Here is a 22,810-nt window from a genome sequence, read left to right on the forward strand (position 1 = left end):
CGGCCAGCCGAACCGACCGCCAATCTAATTATGACCAGGATTGTCAGCATACAACCATGCAGGATTGCACTGGCTTCCAGCGGGACTGTCTCGCCGCCATCGCTGGCCCGACGGGCCCGACGGGGCTGGAAGTCACACGCGAGTTCGACAGCGACGCCGCGGGGGAGAGCAACCACGGCCGCCGTGACCACGAGCCCTGGCCTGGGTGGGAGAGCGAACACGTCGAACGCAACGGGTAGTTCACATGGAATACGTCCAGTCATCGAGCGGGAAGTGGCACAGGACCGACTGTCAGTACTCACCGGACGACGGCGACCGGGAAGACGAGACCGAGCAACTGCCCATCGACGCCGACCGGTGTCAGCACTGCATCGACTCCTTCGAGTTTTCGTAGGCCAAGAACCGTTCAGTCGACTGCTACGTACGGCTGTCATACTGATGCCCCCAGCCCCCCCAGTAGGGGCATGGACACCGTCCAACTGTTCGTGGGGGTCCCCGGTGGACCGGAACTGCTCATCATCCTCGGCATCGCCGTGTTACTGTTCGGTGCGAACAAACTGCCAGCCCTGGCCCGATCCTCGGGGCAGGCACTCGGCGAGTTCAAGAAGGGACGCCAGGAGATCGAAGCCGAACTCCGCGAGGCCGCGGAGAGTACGACGGAAGACGACGGCGACGGCGGGCCCGAGACCGGAGCGGACGCGAACGGGGCGGAAGCCAAGGCGGCGGACGTGGCCTGATCGGCGATTCGGTTCGGGGAGTGACTGTCGGCGCTATTTTTCCGAGCGACTTCAGAGCGAGCGACGACACCGTGTGATCGGAAAAGAGCGTGCGTTCAGTCGTCGCGTCCGTCGGACGTAGCCTCGATCTCGTCGGCGGGCGGAATCGTCGTCTCCGGCGGCCTGTCGGCCGAGCCGACGACCCGGCGCTGGTCACGGAGCGTGTGGTAGCTCGCGACGGCGGTAAACAACAGCGTGACGGCGAGGGCGTAGCCGAAGGCGCCGAGGCTGGCGAAGGGCTGGACGCCAAGCGCCGCGATGGCGACGAGTGCAGTCGCGACGCTCCCCAGTGCCAGGTAGAACTGGCTCCAGGGAATCTCGTCGGCGGCGACCAGGTCGAAGTAGATATCGAACTGGTCGATGGTCTCGGTCAGGGCCACGACGCCGCGGTCGCTGTCGTAGGCCACGACGCCCAGCCGGTCCATCTTCGGGAGATGGGTCTGGTGGAGTGCCGTGTACAGCCGCTTGCGTTCCTTGGGCTTGACCTGCTCGCGTTCGACGCCGTTCTCCCAGGCAGCGAGCTGTTCGGAGAGGTCCCTGATCGTCACCGGTTCGTCGATCCGTTTCAGGTAGTGCAGGGTGTACCGCCGTCGTCTGTTGCTCAACGTCTCGAAAATCGTCTCCGTCGACAGCGACCCCTCGTCGGCCGCTGTTCGTTCTGCCGCCTGCGTAGTTGCCATTGACCCACCCGTAGTATCGTAGTGGTCATCCGAGATAAAGACCTAGCGTATATCGAGCCTATTCCGCCTCGATTGTGGAAGTTTTCGAAAATATAACGACAGGATAGTAACGAGTGGTCGGATTCCCGTCCGTTCGTCACCGTCGCCAGTTCACCAGCCCGCGCAGGCGGCCGCCGCGACCGCCGAGCAACTGATAGCCCGTCGAGAGCGCGAACACGGCGAGCAAGGCGCTGGCGAACACGAGCGGGTCGACCGCGCCGAACACCGGCAGGTCCGCCAGCGAGGCGACGACCGAGAAGAGGCCGCCGATCCCGAGCGCGCGGTAGTACTCTCCCCAGGTGACGCCGAGGCCGTTGACGGTGTCCATGTAGCGGTGGAGGTGCCGGCTCTCGGGCCGCGGGCGGACGAGTTTCCGGTCGGGGTCGTAGTCGACGAGGCCGAACGCCTGCAGTTTCGGGAGGTGGGTCTGGTGCAAGGCGTTGTAGACGCTCTCGCGCAGGGGCCGTGGCGCGGGCGTGACACCGGCCTCGGCGGCCGCGATCAGTTCCGACAGGTCACGGAGCGTCACCTCCTCGGGTCGGCGCCACAGCGCCGCCAGTGTCTCGCGCCGGCGCGCGTTACTCAGCAGGTGGTGGACGTCCGACTCCGGGATCGACGCGTGCGAAAACATTCTCGATTTCAGGGACGTGGCACGGTATCTTACGTATAGTCCGCGTACCGAGAGGGCAGCGGCCTGTTACGGATCGGTACGGGGACTGGACCGAGCGGTACGGTCGGGCTACGCGACCCATCGGAGGCGATACGGACACCGTATTCTGGGGGTCGAAACCGGTATCGAGACCGTACAAACGGACGTTCGAGGCCTCGAAACGGCTGAATCACTGCATAGGTAATACCCCATCCCGCCTGGACGGAAGTAACCCGAACCGGGCCGACCCTGGGTGGGACGACCGGGCCGGGGTGGAACCAACCATGACAGACAACAATCCGAAACTGTACGACCTCTCGCGCCGCAAAATGCTCGCCGGCCTCGGTGCCGTGGGCCTGGCCTCCGTGGGTGCGGGTCTCGGGACGAGCGCGTACTTCAGCGACACCGAATCCTTCTCGAACAACAGCCTCACCGCGGGGACACTCGACATGAGCGTCAGCGCGGACGTGGTGGCCGCCAACCAGTACTGGATGGACCAAGGCGGCCTCGATATCTCGGTCGTCGCCGACAGCCAGGAGCCGGTCTTCGGCCTCCAGGTCGACGACATCAAGCCCGGCGACTGGGCGATTGTCTGCTTCGAGATCAGCGTCGGCGACAACCCCGGCTACGTACAGGTCGCGACGGAGAACTTCGCGCAGTCCGGCGGTGTGAACCCCGAACCCGAACAGGCCGAGGAGGGCGACGCGAACAACGACGCCGACCTGGGCGCGGCCCTGCTGACCACGGTCTGGCAGAGCTACGACGACAGCGGCGACCGCGCGGGTCTCTCGACGCTCGATCCCGTGTTCAACAACGCCAGCGACCTCCTGACCATCGACTACGCCGAACCCGACGAAGACGGCGTGGCGGGCCTCGACGCCCACTACACCAACGCGGTCGAGGCCGACGGCGTCCTCTCGGGCGGCTACATCGTCAAAGACGACACCGGCGTCCCGATGCTGGTCGGCAGCGACTCCGACGGAACGGACTCCGAAGTGGCCGACACCTACGAGTTCTGCCTCCTGCTCGAACTGCCCTACGAAGTCGGCAACGAGATTCAGGGCGACGGCATCTCCTTCGATCTCGTGTTCGAGACCGAACAGGTCCGGAACAACGACACCCCGTTCGCGAACCAGACGAACAGCACCTCACAGAACTAAATCATGGCAGAAGACAACCAACTCTACGACCTCAGCCGGCGCAAAGTGCTCGCTGGACTCGGTGGCATCGGCCTCGCCTCGGCTGGCGCAGGACTCGGGACCTCCGCGTTCTTCAGCGACAGCGAATCGTTCATCGGGAACAGCCTCACCGCGGGGACGCTCGACCTGAAGCTCGACTACAGGGCGACCTACCAGGGCGGCGCGGGCCGGCTGGCGGCGCTGCAGCAGAACTACCCGGACGCCGAGGTCCTCGATGACGGCGTCTACCTGCTCGATCAGGCCCCCAGCCCGGGGGACATGCAGGAGTGGGAGAACTACGTGCAGGGCGACGACTTCGTCTTCTGTACGCCGGAAGCCGACGAGTTCCTCGTCAACGGCGACGGGGTCCCGGTGTTCACGCTCGACGACGTGAAGCCCGGCGACTACGGCGAAGTGACGATCAGCATCCACATCTGTGACAACCCCGCCTTCCTCCGCCTGGTCGGCGAACTCGGCGAGAACGCCGAGAACGGCCAGAACGACCCCGAAATCGCCGCCGAGGGGGCGGACGCAGACGGCATCGGCGAACTCGCAGACGAGATCCAGGTCTGTGTCTGGTACGACGAGGACTGTGACAACGTCTACGAGCCCACTGGCACCGGCCAGGATCAGGAGCTGGAAGTCGCGCTGGTGAGCGACGTGTCCGGATCGATGCAGGGGACGCCGCTGTCGGCGCTGAAGACCGCGGCGAACGACTTCGTCGACAACCTGTCCTCGCCCGACGAGGCGGCGGCCATCTCGTTCAGCGGGTCGGCCCAGACCGACCAGGAGCTGACGACCAACTACCAGGCCGTCAAGGCCGCGATCAACAACTACTTGGCAGGTGGGTCGACCTCCATCGCCGCCGGGATCGACGAGGGGGCCGACGAACTCCTCAACGGAACCAACGCGACCACGGGTGCGTCGAAAGTCATGATCCTGCTGAGCGACGGGAACTCCAGTGCCAGTACGGCCCAGTCCGCGGCCACCGCGGCACAGAACGCGGGCATCCGCATCTTCACCATCGCGCTGGGCAACGCGAACACGAGCCTGCTCGAATCGCTCGCGTCCAGCCCGGACGACGCGTTCGTCGCGCCCGACCCGGCCGACCTCGACACCGTCTACGCCGAGATCGCACAGATCGTCCTCGCGGGCGAGCAGAAGATCCTCGAAGGGTCGATGGCCGAGGTCTTCGCGGAACTGTCCGAGGGCGTCCTGCTCGACGGGAACCGTCAGGAGGCGGGCGTCCAGCCGTACCCCGGCGTGACCACACAGTGTCTCGGCTTCGAGTGGGAACTGCCCTTCGAGGTCGGCAACCAGGTCCAGTCCGACTCCGTGGCCTTCGACATCGGCGTCGAGGCCGAACAGAGCCGTAACAACGACGCACCGTTCGGCCAGTCCATCTGAGCGAGGGCAGTCCCTCGCCGCCGGACCGTTCGCGGACGGCCACTCGACCCGCGCGTCGGTTTTCAGTACACAGCGAGGCCGACCGACGAACCGTAGGACGACCGTACCGCCCGCGGCGGCCCGGGAAACGGGCCATAGGGAGACCGTATCGGTCGGCCACGAGTCCATACCTATGCCGACGGGTAGCCTGGAGAGAGTAGCGAACGGCAGCACGGAGAGACAACAATGCAACTGACACGACGGAAACTGTTGGGGACCATCGGCATCGGAGCGGTCGGTGCCGGTGTGCTGCACGGCCGAAGGGGGCCGGAGTACACCCACTACACGTACGCGGCGACAGCGGACCTCGACGACCGGCGGGTCAGGGTCGCCTGGTACGAGCGGTACAACGGCGACTTCCGGGAGAACCAGACCGGGACGACGGCGAGCCTCGACGCGACGCTCAACCCCGAGACGGACCCGGCCTACGTCACCGAAGCGACGTACGTCACGGACGCGTCGGGACCGGTTCTCTCGGTGGGCGACGTGATGCCCGGCGACGAGGGGGCTCTCGTCGTCGGCCTCGAAGCGGTCGCGGACGCCGATTTCGTGCCGGAACCCATCGACGTGTGGTTCCGGGCCACCGTGACCGGTGACGACGAGCGCGGCATCAACGGTCCCGAATCGAGGGCCGGTGACACGACGGCCGGCGACGGGGAGCTCGACGAGGAAGTCCTCGTCGAGGTCTGGAACGACGGCTCGCCGCTCGGCACCTGCGACGGGAACAGACAGTTCGACGAGAGCCTCGAAGACCCGCTGGTGGCACGGGCCCCGATGCGGGAGGCGTTCGGCGCGGCGAGTGCCGCCGGGTCGACGACCGGCCTGCTCGCACTCACGGGACTCGACCCGGGGGAGAGCCGGTGTGTCGCGCTCGCGTGGACGTTCCCGTACGACGCGGCGACGAACCGGTCGCAGGGTGACAGCGCGACGTTCGACGTGGCGTTCGGCGCGGTGCCGGCCGGCGGGGAGAGCCCGTTCACCGCGGAGGCGCGATGAGCCTGACCCGACGGCACGTGCTCGCCTCGCTGGCCGCCGGCGGTGCCGGTGCCCTCACCGGGACCGGCTCGGCCGCGCTACTGGGCGACACCGAGACCGGCCGGCACAGCCTGACGACCGGGCTGGTCGACCTGCGGGTCGAGTACTGGCTCGTGGACGGCCCCGGCGCGGTCGGCGGGATCGACCCGGCCGACCCCGACGGCGTCGTCGACGGGCCGCGCATCGACGTGCCGGTCGAGACGCTGGACGACGACGAACCGCGGGGGAGCATGCTCGTACGCTTCGCACTGCCCCAGCCCGACGGCGGGGCCAACAACCCCGCGAGCCTCTGGCTCCGGACAGCGTGTCCGGAACCCGACCCGCTGGCGGAGTTCCTCGAACTCCGACTGTCCTCCGCCACCGCGGACGGGACGGTCGACACCACTATCGCCGCGGGGTCGCTCCGCGATGTCACCGAACAGGTCCGGGCGGGCGTCCGGCTCGACCCGGCCACCGCGACCGACGAGAACGGCTGTCTCACCGACGAGACGTTCCTCCTCGTGGAGTACGACCTCGGACTCTACGTCGGCGACGGGACGACCAGTCTCCCGCTGTACGTCGCGGCGACGCAGTGTCGCAACGCCGATCCGGCGACGAACCCCTTCGGCCCCATCGACGAGGAAGATTGCCCGCCGGGGTACGTCTGTGACTGCTGCTGGGCCATCGGGAAAGTCGAGATCGACGATGGCGGCTTCGATGTCGGACGGACCTACGAGTTCACGGAAGGCGTCGTGGGCTACGGCATCCGGGTGACCGACACGGACGGCGACGACGCTGTCGCGTTCGAGCTGGTCGCTACCGATGGTGGCGTCGCCCCGCCGCTCTGTGAGGTCCGGGTCAAGGGCGGTCGCAACGAAGCGGTCTACGGCCGCGAGCCCGACACCTACGGGACGACGACCGATTCCCTCGACGGAAACACCGACGGACTGGTCTCCACGCCGGCGAATCGCAGCAACGGGGACGGCTACGGGATCAGCTACGTGCTGGTGAAGGTGTGCGCGCCCGAGACCGGGTGGGACTGCCCCGACGACCTCGTCCGGTCCGCCGCGAGTGGCGGCGGGCCAGGGAGGGGGCGATGAGTGGTCTGCGGGAACGCGTGACTGCCCGGACTCCCTCGGCCAGACAGGCCGGAGCCGTGCTCGGAACGCTGCTGGTGATCGCCCTCGTCGTACCCTTCGCGGTTTTCGCCGTCCCGCAGGTAATCGGTGCGGACCACGGCTTCGTCATCCTCTCGGGGAGTATGGAACCGGACATCGCGCCCGGCGACGTGGTCATCGTCGACGCCTCGGCCTCGGTCGGTGTCGGTGACGTGATCACGTTCTCGGAGGACAGTGACGTACCGGTGACACACCGGATCGTCGCCGAGGAGAACGGACAGTGGGTGACGAAAGGCGACGCGAACGAGAACCGCGACACGCGGCCGGTTTCGGCCGAGAACGTCCTCGGGAAGGTCGTCCTCACGATCCCGTTGATCGGACACGTCGTCCTCTGGGTGAACACACCGACCGGCTACATCGGTCTCGTGTTAGTGCCGTTGCTCCTGTTGCTCGGCAACGAACTGCTCTCGTGGGCACGGGGGCGCAACGGCGCGGCCGACGAGGGAGCAGGTTCGGCCAACGCGAACGACGAACGTGACGAGGGAGTCGACCCGGACCCCGCCGTCGTGGCCGAGTCGGCGGACGGGGCGAACGGCGGCACGGAGACAGAACCAATGACACACACGATGCGCGAAGAACACGAGCGGCCGGTAGCGTCGACTGTGGCCGCCGAATCGGCGGAGTCGGCGTCGGTCACCGTCGCCGTCGCGGACCTGAAGCTGAGCCTCCTCGCGTCGCTGGCGCTGTCGGTCTACGCCGCGGTGAACGTCTACGCGGAACTGCAGCTGGCGGGGGCTCCCGATCCAATCTCGGTCGGTGCGCTGACGGCCGGCCTGCTCGGGCTGTTATTCACGGGCTGGGTGACGGGCCACGCGTGGTACAGCGCCCGGAAGACGCGCCAGGCGGCCGCCGCCGAACCTGACGACGCGGGACAGGCGGACTGGCCGATGCCCGATACCGAGACCGACGGCGGTGTCGAGAGCGACACGGAGGCGAAGCGATGAGCCACGCGACGGTCGTCTGCTTCGTCGCCGCGGTCACGATCTTCGCGGCCGCGACGGCCGGCTTCGGCAGCGCTGCGGGACTCCTCGCCGACGAAGAGGGGTTCAACGCGACCTTCGACGCGAGCGTCGACGCCGACCGCCTCGACGTTCGCGAGAACCCCGACGAGTCCGGGGTGCGGGCGACCGACGAGCCCGTCCGGCCGTCTGCACTCGCGACTGACGGCACCGACGGGTCGGACGCCGACGGCACGGGCGACAGCCCCGAGCCCGAGTCGCCCGTCCCCGAACCGACGGACAGCGACGACGGAGCTAGCCAGCAGGGGGACGGCGAGACCGGGACGCCCGCGACGGACGGAGACCAGGGCGACGACCCGGCCGACAGCAGCGACGGTGAGGACGCCACAGCGTCCGACGACGATCCGGTCGTGGACTCGTCGGCCGACACGGACGGAGCGACGGACGCGTCCGGTGGCGACGCCGACACCGAGAGTCCCGGGACCGGCGGTGGGACGGACGGTGTCGCGACGAGCGACCCCGACGATGACGGGAGTAGCGACACTGCGGACGCTGTCGACAGCGGCGACACGTCGGGTGACGCCGACGGCTCTGCCACCGGCGACAGTGCCGACACCACCACCGGAGACGACGGTGAGTCGGCGGACGCGGACGGCGGATCGACCGACACCACAGGCGAGTCCGACGGCGGCAGCGACGGTGGTGACGCCGGAAGCGCCGGCGACGCTACGTCCGCTGGGTCGGACGGCGGCGAGAGCGATGCCAGTGGGGCGGACGGCCCGAGCGGCGAATCCGACGGGAGCTCCGAGAGCGGTTCGGAGAGCGAGGGAGACGGTGGGGCCGACGACGGAGGGGACAGCGCGGAGAGTAGCGACACGTCCGGTACGGCGGCGGACGGGACGGCGTGATGATGTCCCGGACCGGAATCGGGGGGTGCAGACTGCCGGGCATGGCCGCGGGGGCACCGCGACGCAACGCGGTCGTCCTGCTGGTCTACCTGTTCGGCATCGCCCTCGCGGTGAGCTATCTGTTGGGACTGTTTTGATCGGGGTCGGGCCGTCGGGCCCGGCTACCGCAGGCGTGGAGACACGGATTCGTACAGCTCCGTCAGCCCGACAGTACAGACCGCGGAGACGAAGGCGACGGTGCCGAGCTTGCCGCCGGCACCGACGAGGGCCGGCGAGACGAACACGAACACCAGGCCACACAGGACGCCGGCGACGGCAACCAGTCGCTCGTCGGCCAGTCGCTCCGTCGAGGACATCCCGACGAAGGAAGCACAGAACGCGACAGTCGCGAGCGTCGACCCTACAGCGGGGAGGAGTGCCGGGAACGCGAGGCCAGCGACCAGCCCGACCGCCGCGGAACCGACGACCGCACCCAGCCCGAGGCGGACGCTCAGGACGACGGTGACGACCGCACCGACGACCGCGACGGCGACGATCTCCGGGGCCATCGTCCACGGGAGTGCCGTCCCGCTGGCGTAGTCGAAGCCGGTCAGCGCGACCGTCGTGGCACAGCCAAAGAGCGCGAGCGTGCCGAGTTTGCCGCCGACACCGTCGAATGCGTCACGGGCCGCGACGAACGCGAGGCCGGAGACGCCCGCCGCGAGCGCGAGGGGTGCGACGCCCGGGAACACCGCCGGCGAGGCCATTCCCACGAAGGAACCGCAGTAGGCCGCCACGTCGTGCTCCGTGGGGGCGAGGCCCGCTGCCAGCCCGACGGCGGCCGAACCGACGACCGGCCCGAGGCCGGCGTGGACGCTCAGGAGGTAAGCGGCGATAGCGCCGCCGACGACGGCGACCGCGTCGCGGGCGTCACGGCGGTCGAAGCCGGACGCCGTGGCGGCGTCGAGGGCGCGCTCGCGTTCGGTGACGGCGGCTAACCCGCCGACGAGGACGACCCCGCCACCCAGCGTGACGCGCCCGGTCGTGAGCGCGGGCGGCGCGGCGACTGCGCCGGCGAGCAAGGCCAGCGGCGTCACGACGAGCGCGACGTAGCCAGCGTACTGCGCCGTCCGGGACACACCATCGCTCACCGGTGAACGCTCCTGAACATTGCGATCTGCCCGCAGTCACAGCAACGGAGACAGCGCCAGCACCAGCGCCAGCGCGAGGACGGGCGCGTCCCGACGACCGAGGCCGAGCCGCGGGAGGGTCGGGTTCCAGGCGACACAGCGGGCCTGGAGCGCGAGCGAGAGGGCGTCGGCGCGGGCGTCGACCCGGCGGAGGCCGGCAGTGGTGACGATGCGGATCCGCTCGGCGAGCGAGCGTTCGGTCCCGAGTCGGGCCCGCATCGCCGCCCGGGCCCGCTGCAGGTCCGCGACCAGCACCGGCAGGAACCGGAAAACGACGGCGATGCCGAGGCCGAGAAAGCGGCCCGGCCGGCCGGGGACGAGCCACTGGATCGCTGCCCGCGAGTCCCGGGCGGACGTGGTGTAGACGTACGCGGCGCTGACGAAGAGGAGGAGGAGGACGCGATAGCTCGCCAGCGCCGGGAACCGCGCCCGGGCGAGCGAGAACCAGGGCGGCCCAACCACCAGCCCCTCGAACAGCGGTGCGGCCAGCAAGATGGGGAAGGCAAACCTGAGGTCCCAGGCCGCCGCGAGCGGGGAGCGTCGAGCCGCCGCGAGGGCGGCCAGCGCCAGGACCGACAGGACTGCGAGGCCGCGTGGCGTCGTGTACGCGAACGCGGCGACGGCGAACCCCGCCTGGAAGGCGAGTTTCGTCCGCGGGTCCAGCGCGTGGGCGAACGTCGTCCCCGGCTCGTAGCTCAGCATGGGCGCACGTCGAACGCTTCGAGCCGGTCCCGAACGGCGTCGGGCTCGCCGTCCAGCGCCACCCTGCCGTCGGACAGCACGACGATCCGGTCGGCGAGGTCGCTCACGTCCCGGAGGTCGTGGGTGACGAGGACGACGCCGGTGCCGTCGTCGTGGAGCCGTTCGAGGTGGTCACAGACGGCCCGACGAGCCGGCAGGTCGAGACTGGCGAGCGGTTCGTCCAGCACGAGGTGGTCGGGGGCCATCGCGAGCGCGCCGGCGATGGCGACCCGGGCCTGTTCGCCGCCCGAGAGCCGGTCGATCCGCTCGTCGCCGCGGCCGGCCATCCCGACCGTTTCGAGGGCACCCTCGACCCGGCGGTCGATCTCGTCGTGAGCGAGGCCGAGGTTCTCGGGGCCGAAGGCCACGTCCGCGCGGACCGTCGCGGCGACGAACTGGTCGCGGGGGTCCTGGAACACCATCCCGACGGCGGTGCGGGCGGCGACCAGATCCTCGTGGACTGGTCGGCCGTCGACCAGCACCGTACCGCTGTCGGGGTCTTCGAGGCCGTTGAACTGCCGGACGAGCGTGGTCTTGCCGGCTCCGTTGGGCCCGACCAGCAGGACGAACTCGCCGTCCTCGATGGTGAGGTCGAGGCCGTCGAGGACCCTGGTGTCGCCGCGGCTGGCGACCAGCCCGCGGGTCTCGATCATTCGGCGACGAACGCGTCGCTGCGAACGATGCCGACGGCGGCGGCGATCTTGAACGCCTCGGCGGGGATGAAGGCGGCCGCGCCCGCCATGAACGCCGCGACCGGCCCGAGACCGAGGACGAGCATCAGGCCCACGACGCCCATGGCGTAGACGATGGCCGTGCCGGCGACCATCGACCCGACGAGGCGGACGAGCCCGGCCTCGCGGGGGTCACCGACCGAGAGTCCGCCGTGGACGAGCGCGCCGACGACGAACGCGGCGACCGGGTACGACCAGAGGTAGCCGGCAGTCTGGCCGACCAGCGGGGCCAGGCCCGCGCTCCCGCCGCTGAACACCGGCGCGCCGACCGCGCCCGCGGCGAGGTAGAGGGCGATGGAGACACCACCCCAGACCGGGCCGAGGAAGATGCCCGCGAGGAAGACGCCCAGCACCTGCAGGGTGACCGGGGCGGGCGAGAACGGGTTCGGGAAGCTGACGTAGGCGAACGCGCCCATCAGTGCCGCGAACAGGGCAACTCGTCCGAGGTTCTCGACGACCGCCGCGTCGACGAGGTCCACGTTGTCGGTGTCGGTACTCACAGCCGTCCCCCCGTGCGTGACTGGCTCCGTGTCATGTCCTTCCTCTCTCCCGTGTACCCAGTTGAACACTTCGGTTAACGAAACCGGTGAGTCCGAGTCCACGGGAGGCGACGTTCGTCAACGTCTCTCGATGTACGGGTCATAGCAGTCGTTTTTTGCGGTCCGCCCGCCGCGTCGACCATCCGACGGTCCACACCATGGCTCCAGAAACGTCGCGGCGAGACGACGGGCACCGAGACGGATCGAACGCGGCCGACCCCACACGCCGGCGGCTCCTCGGTGGGCTCGGAGCCGCCGTCCTCGGCGGACTGGGTGGCTGTGTCGGCGGCGTCCTCGGGAGCGTGAGCGACCGGGGGTTCGACGAAGCTTGCGCCGTCGGCGTGCCTGGCCAGTCTTCGACCGAGTCCTGTCGTACGATCCGGGGCTCGGTCGAGGTCACGTTCGACCACGTAGTGACGACCGTTCCGTACGCCCTGCCGGCGACGGCTTACCGGGCCGCACGTGACCGAGACCCGACGGTTCCGGACGCCGCCGCCGCGGCGCAGACGGCCGACTTCCTCGACGCCCTCGCGGCCCGATTGCTGGACCGGGCCGGCTCGCCGGTCGCCGGCGTCCGGGCGGCCCAGTCGCTGACCGCGTCGCTCCCTTACGCCACCGACGCGGCCTCGACCGGCCAGCGGGAGTACGTTCGCCACCCCGCCGAGACGCTCGTCGACGGCGAGGGTGACTGCGACGACAAGGCGGTCCTCCTGTCGGCGCTGCTCTCGCGCCCGGCGTTCGACTGTCGGACGGGACTGGTGATGCCACGCAACCACTGCGCGACGCTCGTGGCTCGGGACGACCTGCCAGCCGGACTGGTCGCGCCCGCGCCGCTTTCGGTGACGCTCGACGGGACCGCGTTCGTCTACGTCGAGGGTGTCCAGCCGGTCGTTCCCGGCGAGTACGCCAGCGAGTACGGCGAACGGCCGCTGCTGGCCGCCTACCGTGAGCAGTGGTACGTCATCGACGAGGAGGCGGTCCTGAGCGCCGCCGTGACGGCGCTGGACCGCGGAACCGCGGCTATCGTCACACGCTACCTCTGAACCACAGCCCCCATGTCCCTCGGGCCCCGAGCGCGGACAGTGACGGCGGACCACGAAAACGCCGGGTATCGGCGGCTGTTCGACGGCGACGGGCTGACCTTCGGGACCGGCTTCCCGCTCACCGACAACCGCACGTCGCGCCCGCCGGTCGAGCGGGAACTCGAACTCGCGGCCCACGCCGAATCGGTCGGCTTCGACGCGCTGTGGGCGCGGGACGTGCCGCTGTACTGGCCCCGGTTCGGTGACGCGGGCCAGACCTTCGACGTGTGGCCGTGGCTGAGCCAGGTCGCCGCCCGGACCGACGAGGTGGCGCTGGGCACCGCGAGCGTCGTCCTCCCGCTTCGGCACCCGCTCCACGTCGCGAAAAGCGCCGCCACGCTCGACCGACTCTCGGACGGACGGCTCGTCCTCGGAATCGCGACCGGCGACCGCGACCCCGAGTTCGACGCCTTCGGCGTGGACCGCGAGGAACGGGGCGCGCACTTTCGCGAAGCCGTCGACCTCGTGCGGACCGTCTGGCGGGAAGATTTTCCGAAGACAGAGGGGCGCTGGGGCGAACTCGACGGCGACCTCGATCTCGTCCCGGAGCCGACCACCGAGACCCTGCCGCTCCTGCCCACGGGCCACGCCCGGCAGGAAGTCGAGTGGATCGCAGACCACGGCGACGGCTGGCTGTTCTACCACCTGCCCGAGTCGACGCTGGAGTCGTACCTCGACGACTGGCGCGCGGCGGCGGGCGAGAAACCGTACGCGATGGCGGTCCGGACGGAGTTGGCCGACGACCCCGAGGCCGGCCCCGAACACGTCCACCAGGGGTATCGCGCAGGGACGGCGTGGTTCCGGGAGTACTTCCGGCGGCTGGCGGAACTGGGCGTGGATCACGTCCTCGTGTCGCCGGCCGGCGAGAATCCCGAGGCCGACCTCCGGCGATTCGCCGAGGACGTGATCGACCGGCTCTAGTCGTCGGACTCGACTTCGGTCACGTCGTAGACGCCCGCGGTGTCGGTCTCCTGGACGGTCGCGGTGATGATCTCACCTTCCGCGACGGCGTCGTCGGCGATCAGCGTCACGGGTTCGAGCGTCGAGCGCGCGAGGATCAGCTTCAGGCGCTGGACGATGGAGGGCGAGCCACCCTTCCAGCAGACCAGCAGGTAGCGCGACTCGGCCAGGGCCCGAACCTCGTCGTCGAGGTCGTAGTCGTCCAGTTCCGTCGGACCGACGACGTGGAGGACCTCCCCCCGGAGCCGTTCGCCCATACCGGCCGGAGGGACTCGACGGAAATGGACCTTCCCCTCCGGCGTGGGAAACTGACTTCGGCCGGCAGTCGAATGTGTGGGTATGGCCGAGGGTGACGCGGAGTTGACGACCGACGAGTTCGTCGAGTACTGCGAGACCCAGGCACGCCTGCTGTGGGGGCAGGTCGATACCATGGAGGACGAACTCGACGATCTGCTCTCGGAACTCGACGCGGAGATGGCCGACCTCCGGGAGCGCCTCGGCGAACACACGGACACCGTCGAGGGCACCGTCACGCCCGGTACGGACGACGGCGCAGACCTCGACGACATCGAGGAGATCGAGGCCGACCTGGAGGAGCGACAGACCGTCGCCGCGGCCAAGCAGGCCCGCATGACTGCCTTCCGGGAGCTGGCGGTCGGCTACGCGGAACTGGCGACCGACCTGGACGACGCCGCGGAGGGCCGCGCCGCGCTGAAGCGCGTCCTCGAATTCGAGCAAGAACACGACGCCCCGGCGTACTTCCCCGAGCGCCAGACCGTACTCGAGGCCGCGGCGGCCGACGACGAGAGCGAGGAGTCAGGCTAACAGCTGCCGAATCGCCGACCGCTTCAACAGGAGGAAGCCGACGAAGATCACGGCAAAGCCCGCGAGGGAGGCGACGGTGATCCGCTCGTCGAGCAGGACGACGCCCGCGAGCGTCGCGACCACCGGCACCACGTATGCCACCAGACTCGTCTCCGTGGCACCGTACCGGTCCAGTATTCTGAAATAGAGAAAGAAGGCGATGGCGGTCGCGAACACGCCCAGGTACGCGATGGCGGCCAGTGAGAGTCCGGCGGGGACCGTGAGCGGTTCGCCGAGTCCCACGCTGATCGCGTGGAGGACGACACCACCGGCGGCCATCGACCAGCCCGCGAGGGTGGTCCCGCCGATGTCCGGTTGTGCGCGCTGGACGACGACGCCGCCCAGCGCGACGCTCGCGACCTGCACGCAGATCAGGAGTTTGCCGACCAGGTCGGCCGCGAACAGGTTCGCCGGGTCCGGACGGATCACCAGCGCCACGCCGAGGAACCCGACGACGATACCGGCGGCCCCGAGGGCGGACACGCGCTCCTCGGGCAGCAAGACCAGCGCCCACAGCACCGTGGCGATGGGGACCAGGCCCTGGATGATCGCCGCGACGCCGCTGGGGACGGTCTGCTGGCCGAGAAAGAGGAAGGCGTTGCCCGCGATCAGGAACAGCCCCCCGCCGGCGACCGCCGTGTAGTCGGCGCGGGTCGACGGGAGCCAGGACCGGCCCGTGGCGCGGACCCCCGTCACGCCGAGCAGGATGACGGCCGCCACGTCGTAGCGGAAGGCCGCGAACAGCACCGCCGGCAACGCTTCGAGGCCGACCGAGATGGCCGGGAACGAGAAGCCCCACAGCGTCGCCAGCAGGAGGAAGGGCGCGACGGAACGAAGGGTAGACACAAGCGTCGTAGCCCCGTGACCCCGAAAAGCGTACGCATTCGCGTGGAGACGTGACAATCACCCGAGGACCAGGGCGAGTGCGGCCCCCGCGAACAGTAACAGGAACACGAGCAACAGGCCATAGAACATGAACCGGTCTGCGCCGTCCATGCAGGACCATATGGCTTGCTCGCATATCAATCCGACCGCGGCCAGGAGCCGACCGAAACCGGCAACCAGCAGTAGCCCCACGACTCTCTCATGACCGACCAGTACCCGACGGTCGGGTCGGACGCGCTGGAGCGTGGTCCCTGGGAGTTACGCGGTCGCAGCGAGGACACCGTCTTCCAGACGCCGACGGCGACCGTCAGGGGCCACACGCTGGTGTACGACGACGCCGACCTCCGGGCGGCGCTGGACCAGGCGGGCGTCGCCGACTCCCTCGACCCCGGCGGCGAAGGGACGCTCGTCGACGTGGCCGACGACGACACGGGCGGGTTCTGGCGGTTCTTCTTCGCCACGGCTCTCTCCTTTCGCCCGCCGCTGGCCCCTGGCATCGGCCCGGCGTCGATGCGGGGGCCGGTCGTCCGGGAGTCCCGCGAGTCGCTCCTGGACGACCTCCGCAGCCGTGGGTTCGAGCGCGTCGAGGCCGGCCGCCGGCAGCGCGTCCGCACCGACACCGGCGACCGGGCGACGCTGACGAAGGTGACGGCGACCTATCCGCTGGACCGCGGGCAACTGGACGTGGAAGGGTGGATCGCCGTCTGGTCCCGCGGCGGGTCGTTCCGGATCGCCGGTGGTGCCTATCCCACCCGCGGCCTGGCGACCCTGCTCGACGGGCTCCCCGAGGACGAGCGCCCCGAGATCGACCCCGGCCGCTACCGGGACGACCTCCTGGGACTGATCCGGGCCGTCGAGTAAGCGACCTGTCGGGACAAGGAATATGTCGGGTCCGTCCGTGTGTTCCTCCGCGATGGACCACGTTTCACTGGCCGACATGGAGAACCACCCTCGGGTCGCGACCGTGCAGAAACACGCCACCGCGCCGCTGAACCTCGGCGACATGGCGCTGAACTACTACGAACTCGAACCCGGCGACTCCTTCTCGGGCGGTCTGCACACCCACATGAACCAGGAGGAGGTCTTTCTGGTGATGGAGGGGACGGCGACCTTCCACACGAAAGACGACGAGATCGAGGTCGGGGAGAACGAGATCGTCCGCTTCGCCCCCGGCGAGTACCAGGAGGGGCGCAACGACGGCGACGAGCGAGTCCGCGCGGTCGCGATGGGCGCACCGCAAGAGGACGGCGAGACACGCTCGGCACTCCCCTGCCAGGAGTGTGGCGCCGAGTACCACGTCGCGGCGGTCACGGCCGACGGCGTGGAGTTGACCTGTCCGGAGTGTGGGAACGTCGTGGAAATGTAACGAGGCCGACCGCAGGGAGGTCTCGGACGGTCGAGCGGTGACCGGAGGGAACCGCGAGGCAATCGAGGCCGGAACCGAAAATCGCCACTGGCTCCCGACCACACTGTCTCGCATGGACCTGCCGGCGCTCGTCGACGAGTACCTCGATTACTACGAACAGACACAGGGCGTCCTCCCCGAACGTCTCGAATCGTTCGGCGACAGCTACCGCGAACAGGGGCACCTCACCCGCGACCAGCTGTACGACATCGCCTACGAGTCCTCGACCCGCAGCGCCTACCACGTCGAGAACAACCCCGAATCACGGTGTCGAGAGGTGACTGCCAACGTCCTCGCGGTCGACGGTGACTTCTCGAAGATCCAGCTCCTCTGCGGGCTGTCGGGGTTCAAGGCACCGACGGCTTCCTGCGTGCTGGCCGCGCTCGACCCGGAGCGCCACGCGGTCGTCGACACCCGCGTCTGGGCGACGCTGGATCGGCTGGACTACCTCGACGGTCGCAAGGAGACCTTCGACGCCGCCGACTACGTGACGATGCTCGACCCGATCCGGGAGATCGCCACCGAGACCGGTCACAGTGCGGCCGAGGTCGGGTACGCGCTGTTCGCCCACGACGACGACGTGCGCGAGGGGACGTTGCACTGAGCGGGTGGGAACCGGAAGCTACGACCACTCGGTGACGGCCATCTCGACGGGTTCGTCGGGAACCATCGTGACGGCCGAATCGACGGCGGGCGTGTCGTGGGTCGGCGACCGAAGGGTCAGCCGTACGTCGGAGACGACGCGGGCGAGGATCAACTGGGCCTCCGCGAGCGCGAACAGCCGCCCGATACAGATGCGCTGGCCGCCACCGAAGGGGAAGAAGCTGTAGGCCGGCTGCTCCTCGCGTGCGCCGGGCGCGAACCGTTCGGGGCGGTACGCCAGCGGGTCTTCCCAGAGGTCGGGGTCCCGATGGACGACGAACTGGCTGAGGACGACCTCCGCGCCGGCCGGGATCTCGTAGCCGGCGACCTCGTCGCGGTCGATGGCCTCGCGGGTGACGACGGGCACCGGCGGGTAGATCCGCATGGCCTCCTGCACGCACTGTTTGAGCAGGGATTCGTCGCCCGCCGTGCCCGCGGAGAAACCCACCACGTCGGTCGGGTCTGCGTCGGCGACGTGGTCGTGGAGGCGTTCGTGGACGCCGGGATTGTTCGCCAGCAGGTACCAGGTCCAGGTCAGCGCCGCCGCCGTCGTCTCGTGGCCGGCCAGCAGGAACGTGACCAGTTCGTCCCGGATCTGCTCGTCGTCCATCCGCGCGCCCTCGTCGGTGCGGGCGGTCAGCAGTTTCGACAGCAGGTCGTCGTACTCCTCGGCCCGGCCGCGGCGGGCGTCGATCAACTCGTGGACGACAGCGTCGATGTCGTCGATGGCGCGCTGCATCCGGCGGTTGTGCGGCGAGGGGACCCACTCCGGGAAGGTCGGGACCACGCCCACCTCGCGCTGGAAGCCCCGGCGCAGGACCTGCAGGGCGGCCCGGATGTCCTCGGCGTGGCGCTCCACGTCGGCGCTGAACATCGCCGTCCCGATGATCGACAGCGTGACCCGTTCCATCTCCTGTAACAGGTCGATCTCGTCCCGACTGGCCCACCGGTCGAGCATGGCGTCGGTCTCGTCGACGATGAGGTCGGTGAACGACTGGACGCTCCCCGACCCGAACATCGGCCGGATGAGACGGTGCTGGCGGTGCCAGAGGTCGCCCTCACTCGTCAGGAGGCCGTCCCCGAACAGTTCCGAGAGTTCCTCCCGATAGACCGACGCGCGCCGGTAGTTGTCGGGGTTCCCTTCGAGGACGTGCTGGACCGCCGACGGCTCGGCCAGTAGAACCCCGGGATCGCCGCTGGGCATCGTCAGGTCGACGACGGGGCCGTACCGCTCGCGAGTGCGCGTCAGCACGCTGGTCACGTCCTCGGACAGCAGCCGCCGGGCCTGCCCCAGCCGCTCGATCACGCCGGGGCCGGGCGGGGTCGCGCCGGAGTGCCGGTTCCGGGCCATCAGACCAGCGCCTCCATCGCCTCGCCGACGGCCTCCATCGTCTCGTTGAACTGCCGGGAGCGTTCCAGCGGTCCGATGATGTCGAAGCGGTTCTGGACGAACGCCAGCTGGCCGTTGAACTCGTCGTCGCCGAGCATCCGGAAGAGGACCTCCGTCTGTCCCTCGAAGGTAATTTTCGGGTCGTCGGCCAGTGTCGGCCCGCCCGAGATCGATCCGGTCTCGGGATCGGTGGCCGCGTGAAAGGCGACGGGCGAGTCGGTGGCCTCCCAGTTCACGGTGGTCTCGACGGTCACGGCGTCGCCGACGGCGGAGATGTTCGCGGCGATCAACCCCATCCCGCCCCACAGGACCCGGAGGTACTGCTCGACGGTTTCGGGGTCGTTCGTGGCGAATTCGGTGATCCCCTCGAAGGTGGCCATCCGGTCGGTGAGCCGCTCGTACACCGTCGGCCGGGTGACGAGCAACTCCGCGAGCGCGTCCTCGTCGTCGAGTCCGTCGAGGGCCGGCCCGAGGTTCGCCCTGAACTGTTCGTCCGGCTGGTCGACGACCGCGTCGAGATCGGGTGTCGTGGAATCTGACATACCTGAAGGCTCCCTCAGGGGCGACCGCCACCCCGTGGTAACTGCTTGCATACTGCACCGACTCGCAACATGACTCCACCGCACGGTATCTGAGGGGGGTTAAAAGCGGCCTCGCTGCTGACGCGCAACACGTTGTCCGACGTCCGGTGAAAGTGAATCGCTACCAAGCCACGCGGCGCAGGGTGGGCGAGGCGTCCGGCCGGCTCCCGGCGCGCAACCATGAAATTCGGGATCTTCCACGAACACCAGCTGCCACGACCCTGGCACGACGGCGACGAACAGGCCCTCTACGAGGACGCACTCGACCAGATCGAACTCGCGGACGAACTCGGGTACGACTACGTCTGGGACGTCGAACACCACTTTCTGGAGGAGTACGCCCACTCGGCGGCCCCGGAGGTGTCCCTCGCGGCCGCCGCCCAGCGCACCGACGATATCCGGCTGGGCCACGGGATCAAGCTCCTGCCGCCCCAGTACAATCACCCCGCTCGCGTCGCCGAACAGGTCGCGACGCTAGACCTGGTCTCGGACGGCCGCGTCGAGTTCGGCACCGGCGAGTCGGCCTCGGACGTGGAACTCGACGGGTTCGGCATCGACCGCACCGAGAAGGAGGCGGCGCTACAGCCGTACGTCGAGGACGCCTTCGAGCGCCGCGAGGAGCGCGACCCGCTGGACGAACCGCCGGTCGTCGAGTCCTGAGAACGGGGCCGACCGGTCGCCGGAGATCGACCCGGTCTGGCCGTCGTCGGCCGGTTCGCCCGTGGCGCTCAGCGAGCCGTCGAGTCGCGGTTCCAGCCGGGATCGTGCCCGGTGCGCTCGATGAGGGCGGACCGACAGGCCGGGCAGTAGTCGGGTGTGTTCGACTCACCCCGGGGAACGTACACCGCGCCGCCGCACTTCACGCACGCATCCGAAACGATGGTGACGCAGTCCGCACAGACGTTGAAGTCGTCGACCGTGAGGTCTCGGAGGCCGTCGAGTTTGTTGTCGAGAGTGTACTCGTCGATGACCGTCTGGCAGCGTTGGCACGGTTTCATAGCGATGCAGAGAGGACCACGTACTCACCTCGTAAATACCTGCCCCGAGTATCGACGGCGCGTAGAACCGACCGGACGGCCGGCAGCGTCTCACCGCACAGCCGGGCTCACGCCGACAGTTTCGCCTCGAGTTCGCCGCGCTCGTGGAGTTGTTCGAGGATGTCGCTGCCGCCGACGAACTCGCCGTCGACGAACGTCTGCGGGATCGTCTCGCGGCCGCTGTGGCGCTCCAGCGCCTCGCGGTGTTCGTCCAGCGCGTCCAGCACGTTCACCGTCGCCACGTCCTCGCGGTGTTGCTGGAGCAGGTTCAACGCCTTCCGGGAGTAGCCACACTGGGGCATGAGTTCCGTGCCCTTCATGAACAGCGCGACCTCGTTGTCCTCGATGGTTTCGTCGACGCGCTCCTGTACTTCCTCGGGCGACAGATCGGGTTCGGGATCGAAGCTCATGGGCGAACTCAGGTCGGCGAGGAGTAAATGGGTTGTGCTAGTGGGAGTCACCGGAGTAACCGATCGTCCCTAGCCCTCGTACTCCTCGGGCGTGTAGGTCTCCAGTTCGATGGCGTGGATGTCCCGCGTGAGGTGTTCGCCGAGCGCGTCGTGGACGAGCTGGTGCTGGTCGACCAGGTTCTCGCCCTCGAAGACAGGCGAGACGACGGTGACGGCGTAGTGTTTGTCGTCGTCGGGGTCACGGGGTGTCGTGACCTCGGCGGTGGCGTCGGGCAGTTCCGATTCGATGAGGTCGGCGACGGCGGCTTCGTCCATACCATTCGAGAGCGTCCGCGAGGGGAAAACCGCTTCGTCCGGAGTCCCGGGGTTTTCCGTGACCGGTCCCAACGGTGGGATATGTCGCTCTCCGTCACCGACCGGCTCCGAACGCGCCTCGCGACCGTGCTTCCCGCGGGTTCGACGCTGGCCCGCGCGGGACTGGGCGCGATGCTCGTCGTCGCCGGCGTCCACAAACTCCTCGCCCCCGAGGCGTGGGCGGTCTACGTCGTCGACTGGCTCGCGCCGTGGCTCGTCGTCTCGCCGCGACTGTTCATGCTGCTCAACGGCCCGCCCGAGATCGCCGTCGGGCTTGGCCTGCTGGCCGACCGGTTCGTGGCCGTCGGGGCCGCCATCGCCGCCGTCTCGCTGACGGTGACGACGGCCTATCTGGCGGTCGTCGCACTGACACGTGGCGGGCTGTTCGCGGACGTACTGATCCGAGACATCGCGCTCACCGGACTGGCGTGGGCAGTGCTGGCGGATGGGGTACGGCCCTGAAACAGGGGTGGGACGGACGCCGGGGGGACGGATGGAGCGGAACGGAGCCGGTCAGTACCCGAACTGATCGCGGATCAGGACGACCGTCGTGCGACCTTCTTCGAGTTCCTGCCGGAAGATGAGCTGTTTGGCGATGGCGCTCTCGACGCCGTAGGCCTCCTTGGCGCGTTCGTTTTCGAGGGGGTAGGCCACCGACTCGAGTCGGTCGAGGGCGGCGTCGAGGTTCTCGACGATCTTGTTGACGCCGCTGACGATGGTGACGTTGGCGGCGGCGAAGGGGTAGGCACCGATGCGACTCCCAGAGCGGTCGGCGGCGACCAGTTCGCCCGTCTTCGCGATGGCGTTGACGCTCCCGAGGAAGTGATCGGCGGTCTGGGCCTCGCGGCGGGCGGCCTGCCGTTCGGCGTCGTCGTCGATGCTCCAGATCTCGTTGGGCAGGGCCTCCCACTCGTGATCGCCCTCCGTCAGGTACTCGTCGAAGCCGATCTCCTCGAGTGTCGTGGAGTGGCCGTTCATCACCGACGCGCCGTCGGGGATGTGCGATTTGAGCGTGTCGAGCGCTTCCTCGGCCGAGTCGACCACGACGACCTCGAACCCGTTGGCTTCGAGGTTCTGGACGGCTTCCTCGACGGTCTCGTCGTCGGGCAACTGGTCGAGTGAGTCGTCGATCTCGGTCTCGTCGGCGTAGTCTGCTTTCTGGGACATCTGGTCTCACCCCATCCTATCCGCGC

32 protein-coding genes are annotated in these 22,810 nt (G+C 68.9%); 18 read left to right on the forward strand and 14 right to left on the reverse strand.

The features are described 5' to 3' along the window. The first annotated feature begins 56 nt into the window (after positions 1-56). From MU521_RS08485 to MU521_RS08495, 3 genes are all read left to right on the forward strand, one after another. The gene (locus MU521_RS08485; RefSeq protein WP_092690258.1) at positions 57-239 is read left to right on the forward strand and encodes a hypothetical protein; all 183 of its coding nucleotides are present in this window, start codon (positions 57-59) and stop codon (positions 237-239) included. 5 nt (positions 240-244) lie between these two features. Further along, positions 245-394, forward strand: coding sequence for a KH domain-containing protein (locus tag MU521_RS08490; protein ID WP_175452816.1), 150 nt, complete (start codon positions 245-247; stop codon positions 392-394). A 70-nt stretch (positions 395-464) separates the two neighbouring features. Continuing rightward, positions 465-737 carry a Sec-independent protein translocase subunit TatA/TatB gene (locus MU521_RS08495; protein ID WP_092690255.1) on the forward strand — a complete coding sequence of 91 codons (273 nt, stop codon included), beginning with the start codon at positions 465-467 and terminating at the stop codon, positions 735-737. A 95-nt stretch (positions 738-832) separates the two neighbouring features. Here the strand turns inward: MU521_RS08495 and MU521_RS08500 are convergent, their stop codons facing one another. Together MU521_RS08500 and MU521_RS08505 are read right to left on the reverse strand one after the other, a co-directional pair. After that, complete coding sequence (locus tag MU521_RS08500) at positions 833-1,456, reverse strand: DUF7344 domain-containing protein (protein ID WP_092690252.1); 624 nt, start codon at positions 1,454-1,456, stop codon at positions 833-835. Positions 1,457-1,592: 136 nt separating this feature from the next. Next, positions 1,593-2,126: a DUF7344 domain-containing protein gene (locus tag MU521_RS08505; RefSeq protein WP_092690250.1), complete on the reverse strand. Its 534-nt coding sequence runs from the start codon at positions 2,124-2,126 to the stop codon at positions 1,593-1,595. 302 nt (positions 2,127-2,428) lie between these two features. Between MU521_RS08505 and MU521_RS08510 the strand changes: the two genes are divergently transcribed. The 7 genes from MU521_RS08510 (at position 2,429) to MU521_RS21445 (ending at position 8,964) form a co-directional block, all read left to right on the forward strand. Next, positions 2,429-3,304, forward strand: coding sequence for a TasA family protein (locus tag MU521_RS08510; RefSeq protein ID WP_092690247.1), 876 nt, complete (start codon positions 2,429-2,431; stop codon positions 3,302-3,304). Positions 3,305-3,307: 3 nt separating this feature from the next. Next, positions 3,308-4,729: a vWA domain-containing protein gene (locus MU521_RS08515; RefSeq protein ID WP_092690243.1), complete on the forward strand. Its 1,422-nt coding sequence runs from the start codon at positions 3,308-3,310 to the stop codon at positions 4,727-4,729. Positions 4,730-4,954: 225 nt separating this feature from the next. Continuing rightward, a complete protein-coding gene (locus tag MU521_RS08520; protein WP_092690240.1) occupies positions 4,955-5,764 on the forward strand; it encodes a hypothetical protein in 810 nt (269 codons plus the stop codon). Continuing rightward, positions 5,761-6,882 carry a hypothetical protein gene (locus MU521_RS08525; RefSeq protein WP_092690237.1) on the forward strand — a complete coding sequence of 374 codons (1,122 nt, stop codon included), beginning with the start codon at positions 5,761-5,763 and terminating at the stop codon, positions 6,880-6,882. The genes MU521_RS08520 and MU521_RS08525 overlap by 4 nt, the downstream gene beginning before the upstream one ends. Then, entirely contained in the window at positions 6,879-7,904 is a 1,026-nt protein-coding gene (locus MU521_RS08530) for a signal peptidase I (protein ID WP_092690234.1), read from the forward strand. The genes MU521_RS08525 and MU521_RS08530 overlap by 4 nt, the downstream gene beginning before the upstream one ends. Further along, positions 7,901-8,827, forward strand: a complete 927-nt coding sequence (locus MU521_RS08535) for a putative sodium/potassium/calcium exchanger (RefSeq protein WP_092690232.1) — start codon at positions 7,901-7,903, stop codon at positions 8,825-8,827. The genes MU521_RS08530 and MU521_RS08535 overlap by 4 nt, the downstream gene beginning before the upstream one ends. 2 nt (positions 8,828-8,829) lie before the next feature. Then, a complete protein-coding gene (locus MU521_RS21445) occupies positions 8,830-8,964 on the forward strand; it encodes a hypothetical protein (protein ID WP_281187030.1) in 135 nt (44 codons plus the stop codon). Between the two features lie 24 nt (positions 8,965-8,988). Here MU521_RS21445 and MU521_RS08540 read toward each other — a convergent pair whose 3' ends face one another. Genes MU521_RS08540 through MU521_RS08555 form a run of 4 tightly spaced genes read right to left on the reverse strand, consistent with a single transcriptional unit; the run spans position 8,989 to position 11,968 of the window. Next, on the reverse strand, positions 8,989-9,945 hold the full coding sequence (locus MU521_RS08540; protein ID WP_092690228.1) for a hypothetical protein: 957 nt from the start codon (positions 9,943-9,945) through the stop codon (positions 8,989-8,991). Between the two features lie 48 nt (positions 9,946-9,993). Beyond that, positions 9,994-10,698, reverse strand: coding sequence for an energy-coupling factor transporter transmembrane component T family protein (locus MU521_RS08545; protein WP_092690225.1), 705 nt, complete (start codon positions 10,696-10,698; stop codon positions 9,994-9,996). Next, positions 10,692-11,390: an energy-coupling factor ABC transporter ATP-binding protein gene (locus tag MU521_RS08550; RefSeq protein WP_092690222.1), complete on the reverse strand. Its 699-nt coding sequence runs from the start codon at positions 11,388-11,390 to the stop codon at positions 10,692-10,694. The genes MU521_RS08545 and MU521_RS08550 overlap by 7 nt, the downstream gene beginning before the upstream one ends. Further along, a complete protein-coding gene (locus MU521_RS08555; RefSeq protein WP_092690219.1) occupies positions 11,387-11,968 on the reverse strand; it encodes a biotin transporter BioY in 582 nt (193 codons plus the stop codon). Before MU521_RS08555 ends, MU521_RS08550 begins: the two co-directional genes overlap by 4 nt. Before the next feature lie 197 nt (positions 11,969-12,165). On the opposite strand from MU521_RS08555, the gene MU521_RS08560 reads away from it, so the two are divergent. Both MU521_RS08560 and MU521_RS08565 read left to right on the forward strand, forming a co-directional pair. Next, complete coding sequence (locus tag MU521_RS08560) at positions 12,166-13,050, forward strand: hypothetical protein (protein WP_139171077.1); 885 nt, start codon at positions 12,166-12,168, stop codon at positions 13,048-13,050. A 12-nt stretch (positions 13,051-13,062) separates the two neighbouring features. Beyond that, positions 13,063-14,010, forward strand: a complete 948-nt coding sequence (locus MU521_RS08565) for a TIGR03571 family LLM class oxidoreductase (protein ID WP_217630119.1) — start codon at positions 13,063-13,065, stop codon at positions 14,008-14,010. On the opposite strand, the gene MU521_RS08570 is transcribed toward MU521_RS08565, so the two are convergent. Further along, complete coding sequence (locus MU521_RS08570; RefSeq protein WP_092690212.1) at positions 14,007-14,306, reverse strand: DUF7526 family protein; 300 nt, start codon at positions 14,304-14,306, stop codon at positions 14,007-14,009. The genes MU521_RS08565 and MU521_RS08570 overlap by 4 nt on opposite strands. A gap of 82 nt (positions 14,307-14,388) precedes the next feature. On the opposite strand from MU521_RS08570, the gene MU521_RS08575 reads away from it, so the two are divergent. Continuing rightward, a complete protein-coding gene (locus tag MU521_RS08575) occupies positions 14,389-14,874 on the forward strand; it encodes a hypothetical protein (RefSeq protein WP_092690210.1) in 486 nt (161 codons plus the stop codon). Here MU521_RS08575 and MU521_RS08580 read toward each other — a convergent pair. Continuing rightward, a complete protein-coding gene (locus MU521_RS08580; protein ID WP_092690207.1) occupies positions 14,866-15,759 on the reverse strand; it encodes a DMT family transporter in 894 nt (297 codons plus the stop codon). The genes MU521_RS08575 and MU521_RS08580 overlap by 9 nt on opposite strands. 240 nt (positions 15,760-15,999) lie before the next feature. On the opposite strand from MU521_RS08580, the gene MU521_RS08585 reads away from it, so the two are divergent. From MU521_RS08585 to MU521_RS08595, 3 genes are all read left to right on the forward strand, one after another. Continuing rightward, the gene (locus MU521_RS08585) at positions 16,000-16,659 is read left to right on the forward strand and encodes a DUF6517 family protein (protein WP_092690205.1); all 660 of its coding nucleotides are present in this window, start codon (positions 16,000-16,002) and stop codon (positions 16,657-16,659) included. A 52-nt stretch (positions 16,660-16,711) separates the two neighbouring features. Continuing rightward, positions 16,712-17,164, forward strand: a complete 453-nt coding sequence (locus tag MU521_RS08590; RefSeq protein WP_175452815.1) for a cupin domain-containing protein — start codon at positions 16,712-16,714, stop codon at positions 17,162-17,164. Between the two features lie 112 nt (positions 17,165-17,276). Beyond that, on the forward strand, positions 17,277-17,807 hold the full coding sequence (locus MU521_RS08595) for a hypothetical protein (protein ID WP_175452824.1): 531 nt from the start codon (positions 17,277-17,279) through the stop codon (positions 17,805-17,807). Positions 17,808-17,825: 18 nt separating this feature from the next. Here the strand turns inward: MU521_RS08595 and MU521_RS08600 are convergent, their stop codons facing one another. Then, complete coding sequence (locus MU521_RS08600) at positions 17,826-19,196, reverse strand: cytochrome P450 (RefSeq protein WP_092690199.1); 1,371 nt, start codon at positions 19,194-19,196, stop codon at positions 17,826-17,828. Next, on the reverse strand, positions 19,196-19,777 hold the full coding sequence (locus MU521_RS08605) for a hypothetical protein (protein WP_092690196.1): 582 nt from the start codon (positions 19,775-19,777) through the stop codon (positions 19,196-19,198). Before MU521_RS08605 ends, MU521_RS08600 begins: the two co-directional genes overlap by 1 nt. Positions 19,778-19,996: 219 nt before the next feature. Between MU521_RS08605 and MU521_RS08610 the strand changes: the two genes are divergently transcribed. Beyond that, positions 19,997-20,476 carry an LLM class flavin-dependent oxidoreductase gene (locus MU521_RS08610; RefSeq protein ID WP_092690194.1) on the forward strand — a complete coding sequence of 160 codons (480 nt, stop codon included), beginning with the start codon at positions 19,997-19,999 and terminating at the stop codon, positions 20,474-20,476. A gap of 68 nt (positions 20,477-20,544) precedes the next feature. Here MU521_RS08610 and MU521_RS08615 read toward each other — a convergent pair whose 3' ends face one another. The 3 genes from MU521_RS08615 to MU521_RS08625 form a co-directional block, all read right to left on the reverse strand. Beyond that, a complete protein-coding gene (locus MU521_RS08615) occupies positions 20,545-20,814 on the reverse strand; it encodes a DUF7571 family protein (RefSeq protein ID WP_092690192.1) in 270 nt (89 codons plus the stop codon). Positions 20,815-20,921: 107 nt separating this feature from the next. Then, positions 20,922-21,263: a glutaredoxin family protein gene (locus MU521_RS08620; protein WP_092690189.1), complete on the reverse strand. Its 342-nt coding sequence runs from the start codon at positions 21,261-21,263 to the stop codon at positions 20,922-20,924. A gap of 69 nt (positions 21,264-21,332) precedes the next feature. Beyond that, positions 21,333-21,578, reverse strand: a complete 246-nt coding sequence (locus MU521_RS08625; RefSeq protein WP_092690187.1) for a BolA/IbaG family iron-sulfur metabolism protein — start codon at positions 21,576-21,578, stop codon at positions 21,333-21,335. Between the two features lie 81 nt (positions 21,579-21,659). On the opposite strand from MU521_RS08625, the gene MU521_RS08630 reads away from it, so the two are divergent. Continuing rightward, positions 21,660-22,079: a DoxX family membrane protein gene (locus MU521_RS08630; protein ID WP_092690185.1), complete on the forward strand. Its 420-nt coding sequence runs from the start codon at positions 21,660-21,662 to the stop codon at positions 22,077-22,079. Positions 22,080-22,130: 51 nt separating this feature from the next. On the opposite strand, the gene MU521_RS08635 is transcribed toward MU521_RS08630, so the two are convergent. After that, complete coding sequence (locus MU521_RS08635; protein ID WP_092690182.1) at positions 22,131-22,784, reverse strand: lactate utilization protein; 654 nt, start codon at positions 22,782-22,784, stop codon at positions 22,131-22,133. Positions 22,785-22,810 lie beyond the last annotated feature (26 nt).

It is taken from the genome of Halorientalis regularis, assembly GCF_023698535.1.
GTDB classification, from domain to species: Archaea; Halobacteriota; Halobacteria; order Halobacteriales; family Haloarculaceae; genus Halorientalis; species Halorientalis regularis.

Excerpts from the sequence above, each read along its gene's own strand:
- MU521_RS08485 (WP_092690258.1), top strand. The coding sequence starts at position 57 with ATGCAGGATTGCACTGGCTTCCAGCGGGACTGTCTCGCCGCCATCGCT.
- MU521_RS08490 (WP_175452816.1), top strand. The coding sequence starts at position 245 with ATGGAATACGTCCAGTCATCGAGCGGGAAGTGGCACAGGACCGACTGT.
- MU521_RS08495 (WP_092690255.1), top strand. The coding sequence starts at position 465 with ATGGACACCGTCCAACTGTTCGTGGGGGTCCCCGGTGGACCGGAACTG.
- MU521_RS08500 (WP_092690252.1), bottom strand. The coding sequence starts at position 1,456 with ATGGCAACTACGCAGGCGGCAGAACGAACAGCGGCCGACGAGGGGTCG.
- MU521_RS08505 (WP_092690250.1), bottom strand. The coding sequence starts at position 2,126 with ATGTTTTCGCACGCGTCGATCCCGGAGTCGGACGTCCACCACCTGCTG.
- MU521_RS08510 (WP_092690247.1), top strand. The coding sequence starts at position 2,429 with ATGACAGACAACAATCCGAAACTGTACGACCTCTCGCGCCGCAAAATG.
- MU521_RS08515 (WP_092690243.1), top strand. The coding sequence starts at position 3,308 with ATGGCAGAAGACAACCAACTCTACGACCTCAGCCGGCGCAAAGTGCTC.
- MU521_RS08520 (WP_092690240.1), top strand. The coding sequence starts at position 4,955 with ATGCAACTGACACGACGGAAACTGTTGGGGACCATCGGCATCGGAGCG.
- MU521_RS08525 (WP_092690237.1), top strand. The coding sequence starts at position 5,761 with ATGAGCCTGACCCGACGGCACGTGCTCGCCTCGCTGGCCGCCGGCGGT.
- MU521_RS08530 (WP_092690234.1), top strand. The coding sequence starts at position 6,879 with ATGAGTGGTCTGCGGGAACGCGTGACTGCCCGGACTCCCTCGGCCAGA.
- MU521_RS08535 (WP_092690232.1), top strand. The coding sequence starts at position 7,901 with ATGAGCCACGCGACGGTCGTCTGCTTCGTCGCCGCGGTCACGATCTTC.
- MU521_RS21445 (WP_281187030.1), top strand. The coding sequence starts at position 8,830 with ATGTCCCGGACCGGAATCGGGGGGTGCAGACTGCCGGGCATGGCCGCG.
- MU521_RS08545 (WP_092690225.1), bottom strand. The coding sequence starts at position 10,698 with ATGCTGAGCTACGAGCCGGGGACGACGTTCGCCCACGCGCTGGACCCG.
- MU521_RS08550 (WP_092690222.1), bottom strand. The coding sequence starts at position 11,390 with ATGATCGAGACCCGCGGGCTGGTCGCCAGCCGCGGCGACACCAGGGTC.
- MU521_RS08560 (WP_139171077.1), top strand. The coding sequence starts at position 12,166 with ATGGCTCCAGAAACGTCGCGGCGAGACGACGGGCACCGAGACGGATCG.
- MU521_RS08565 (WP_217630119.1), top strand. The coding sequence starts at position 13,063 with ATGTCCCTCGGGCCCCGAGCGCGGACAGTGACGGCGGACCACGAAAAC.
- MU521_RS08570 (WP_092690212.1), bottom strand. The coding sequence starts at position 14,306 with ATGGGCGAACGGCTCCGGGGGGAGGTCCTCCACGTCGTCGGTCCGACG.
- MU521_RS08575 (WP_092690210.1), top strand. The coding sequence starts at position 14,389 with ATGGCCGAGGGTGACGCGGAGTTGACGACCGACGAGTTCGTCGAGTAC.
- MU521_RS08585 (WP_092690205.1), top strand. The coding sequence starts at position 16,000 with ATGACCGACCAGTACCCGACGGTCGGGTCGGACGCGCTGGAGCGTGGT.
- MU521_RS08590 (WP_175452815.1), top strand. The coding sequence starts at position 16,712 with ATGGACCACGTTTCACTGGCCGACATGGAGAACCACCCTCGGGTCGCG.
- MU521_RS08595 (WP_175452824.1), top strand. The coding sequence starts at position 17,277 with ATGGACCTGCCGGCGCTCGTCGACGAGTACCTCGATTACTACGAACAG.
- MU521_RS08600 (WP_092690199.1), bottom strand. The coding sequence starts at position 19,196 with ATGGCCCGGAACCGGCACTCCGGCGCGACCCCGCCCGGCCCCGGCGTG.
- MU521_RS08605 (WP_092690196.1), bottom strand. The coding sequence starts at position 19,777 with ATGTCAGATTCCACGACACCCGATCTCGACGCGGTCGTCGACCAGCCG.
- MU521_RS08610 (WP_092690194.1), top strand. The coding sequence starts at position 19,997 with ATGAAATTCGGGATCTTCCACGAACACCAGCTGCCACGACCCTGGCAC.
- MU521_RS08615 (WP_092690192.1), bottom strand. The coding sequence starts at position 20,814 with ATGAAACCGTGCCAACGCTGCCAGACGGTCATCGACGAGTACACTCTC.
- MU521_RS08620 (WP_092690189.1), bottom strand. The coding sequence starts at position 21,263 with ATGAGCTTCGATCCCGAACCCGATCTGTCGCCCGAGGAAGTACAGGAG.
- MU521_RS08625 (WP_092690187.1), bottom strand. The coding sequence starts at position 21,578 with ATGGACGAAGCCGCCGTCGCCGACCTCATCGAATCGGAACTGCCCGAC.
- MU521_RS08630 (WP_092690185.1), top strand. The coding sequence starts at position 21,660 with ATGTCGCTCTCCGTCACCGACCGGCTCCGAACGCGCCTCGCGACCGTG.
- MU521_RS08635 (WP_092690182.1), bottom strand. The coding sequence starts at position 22,784 with ATGTCCCAGAAAGCAGACTACGCCGACGAGACCGAGATCGACGACTCA.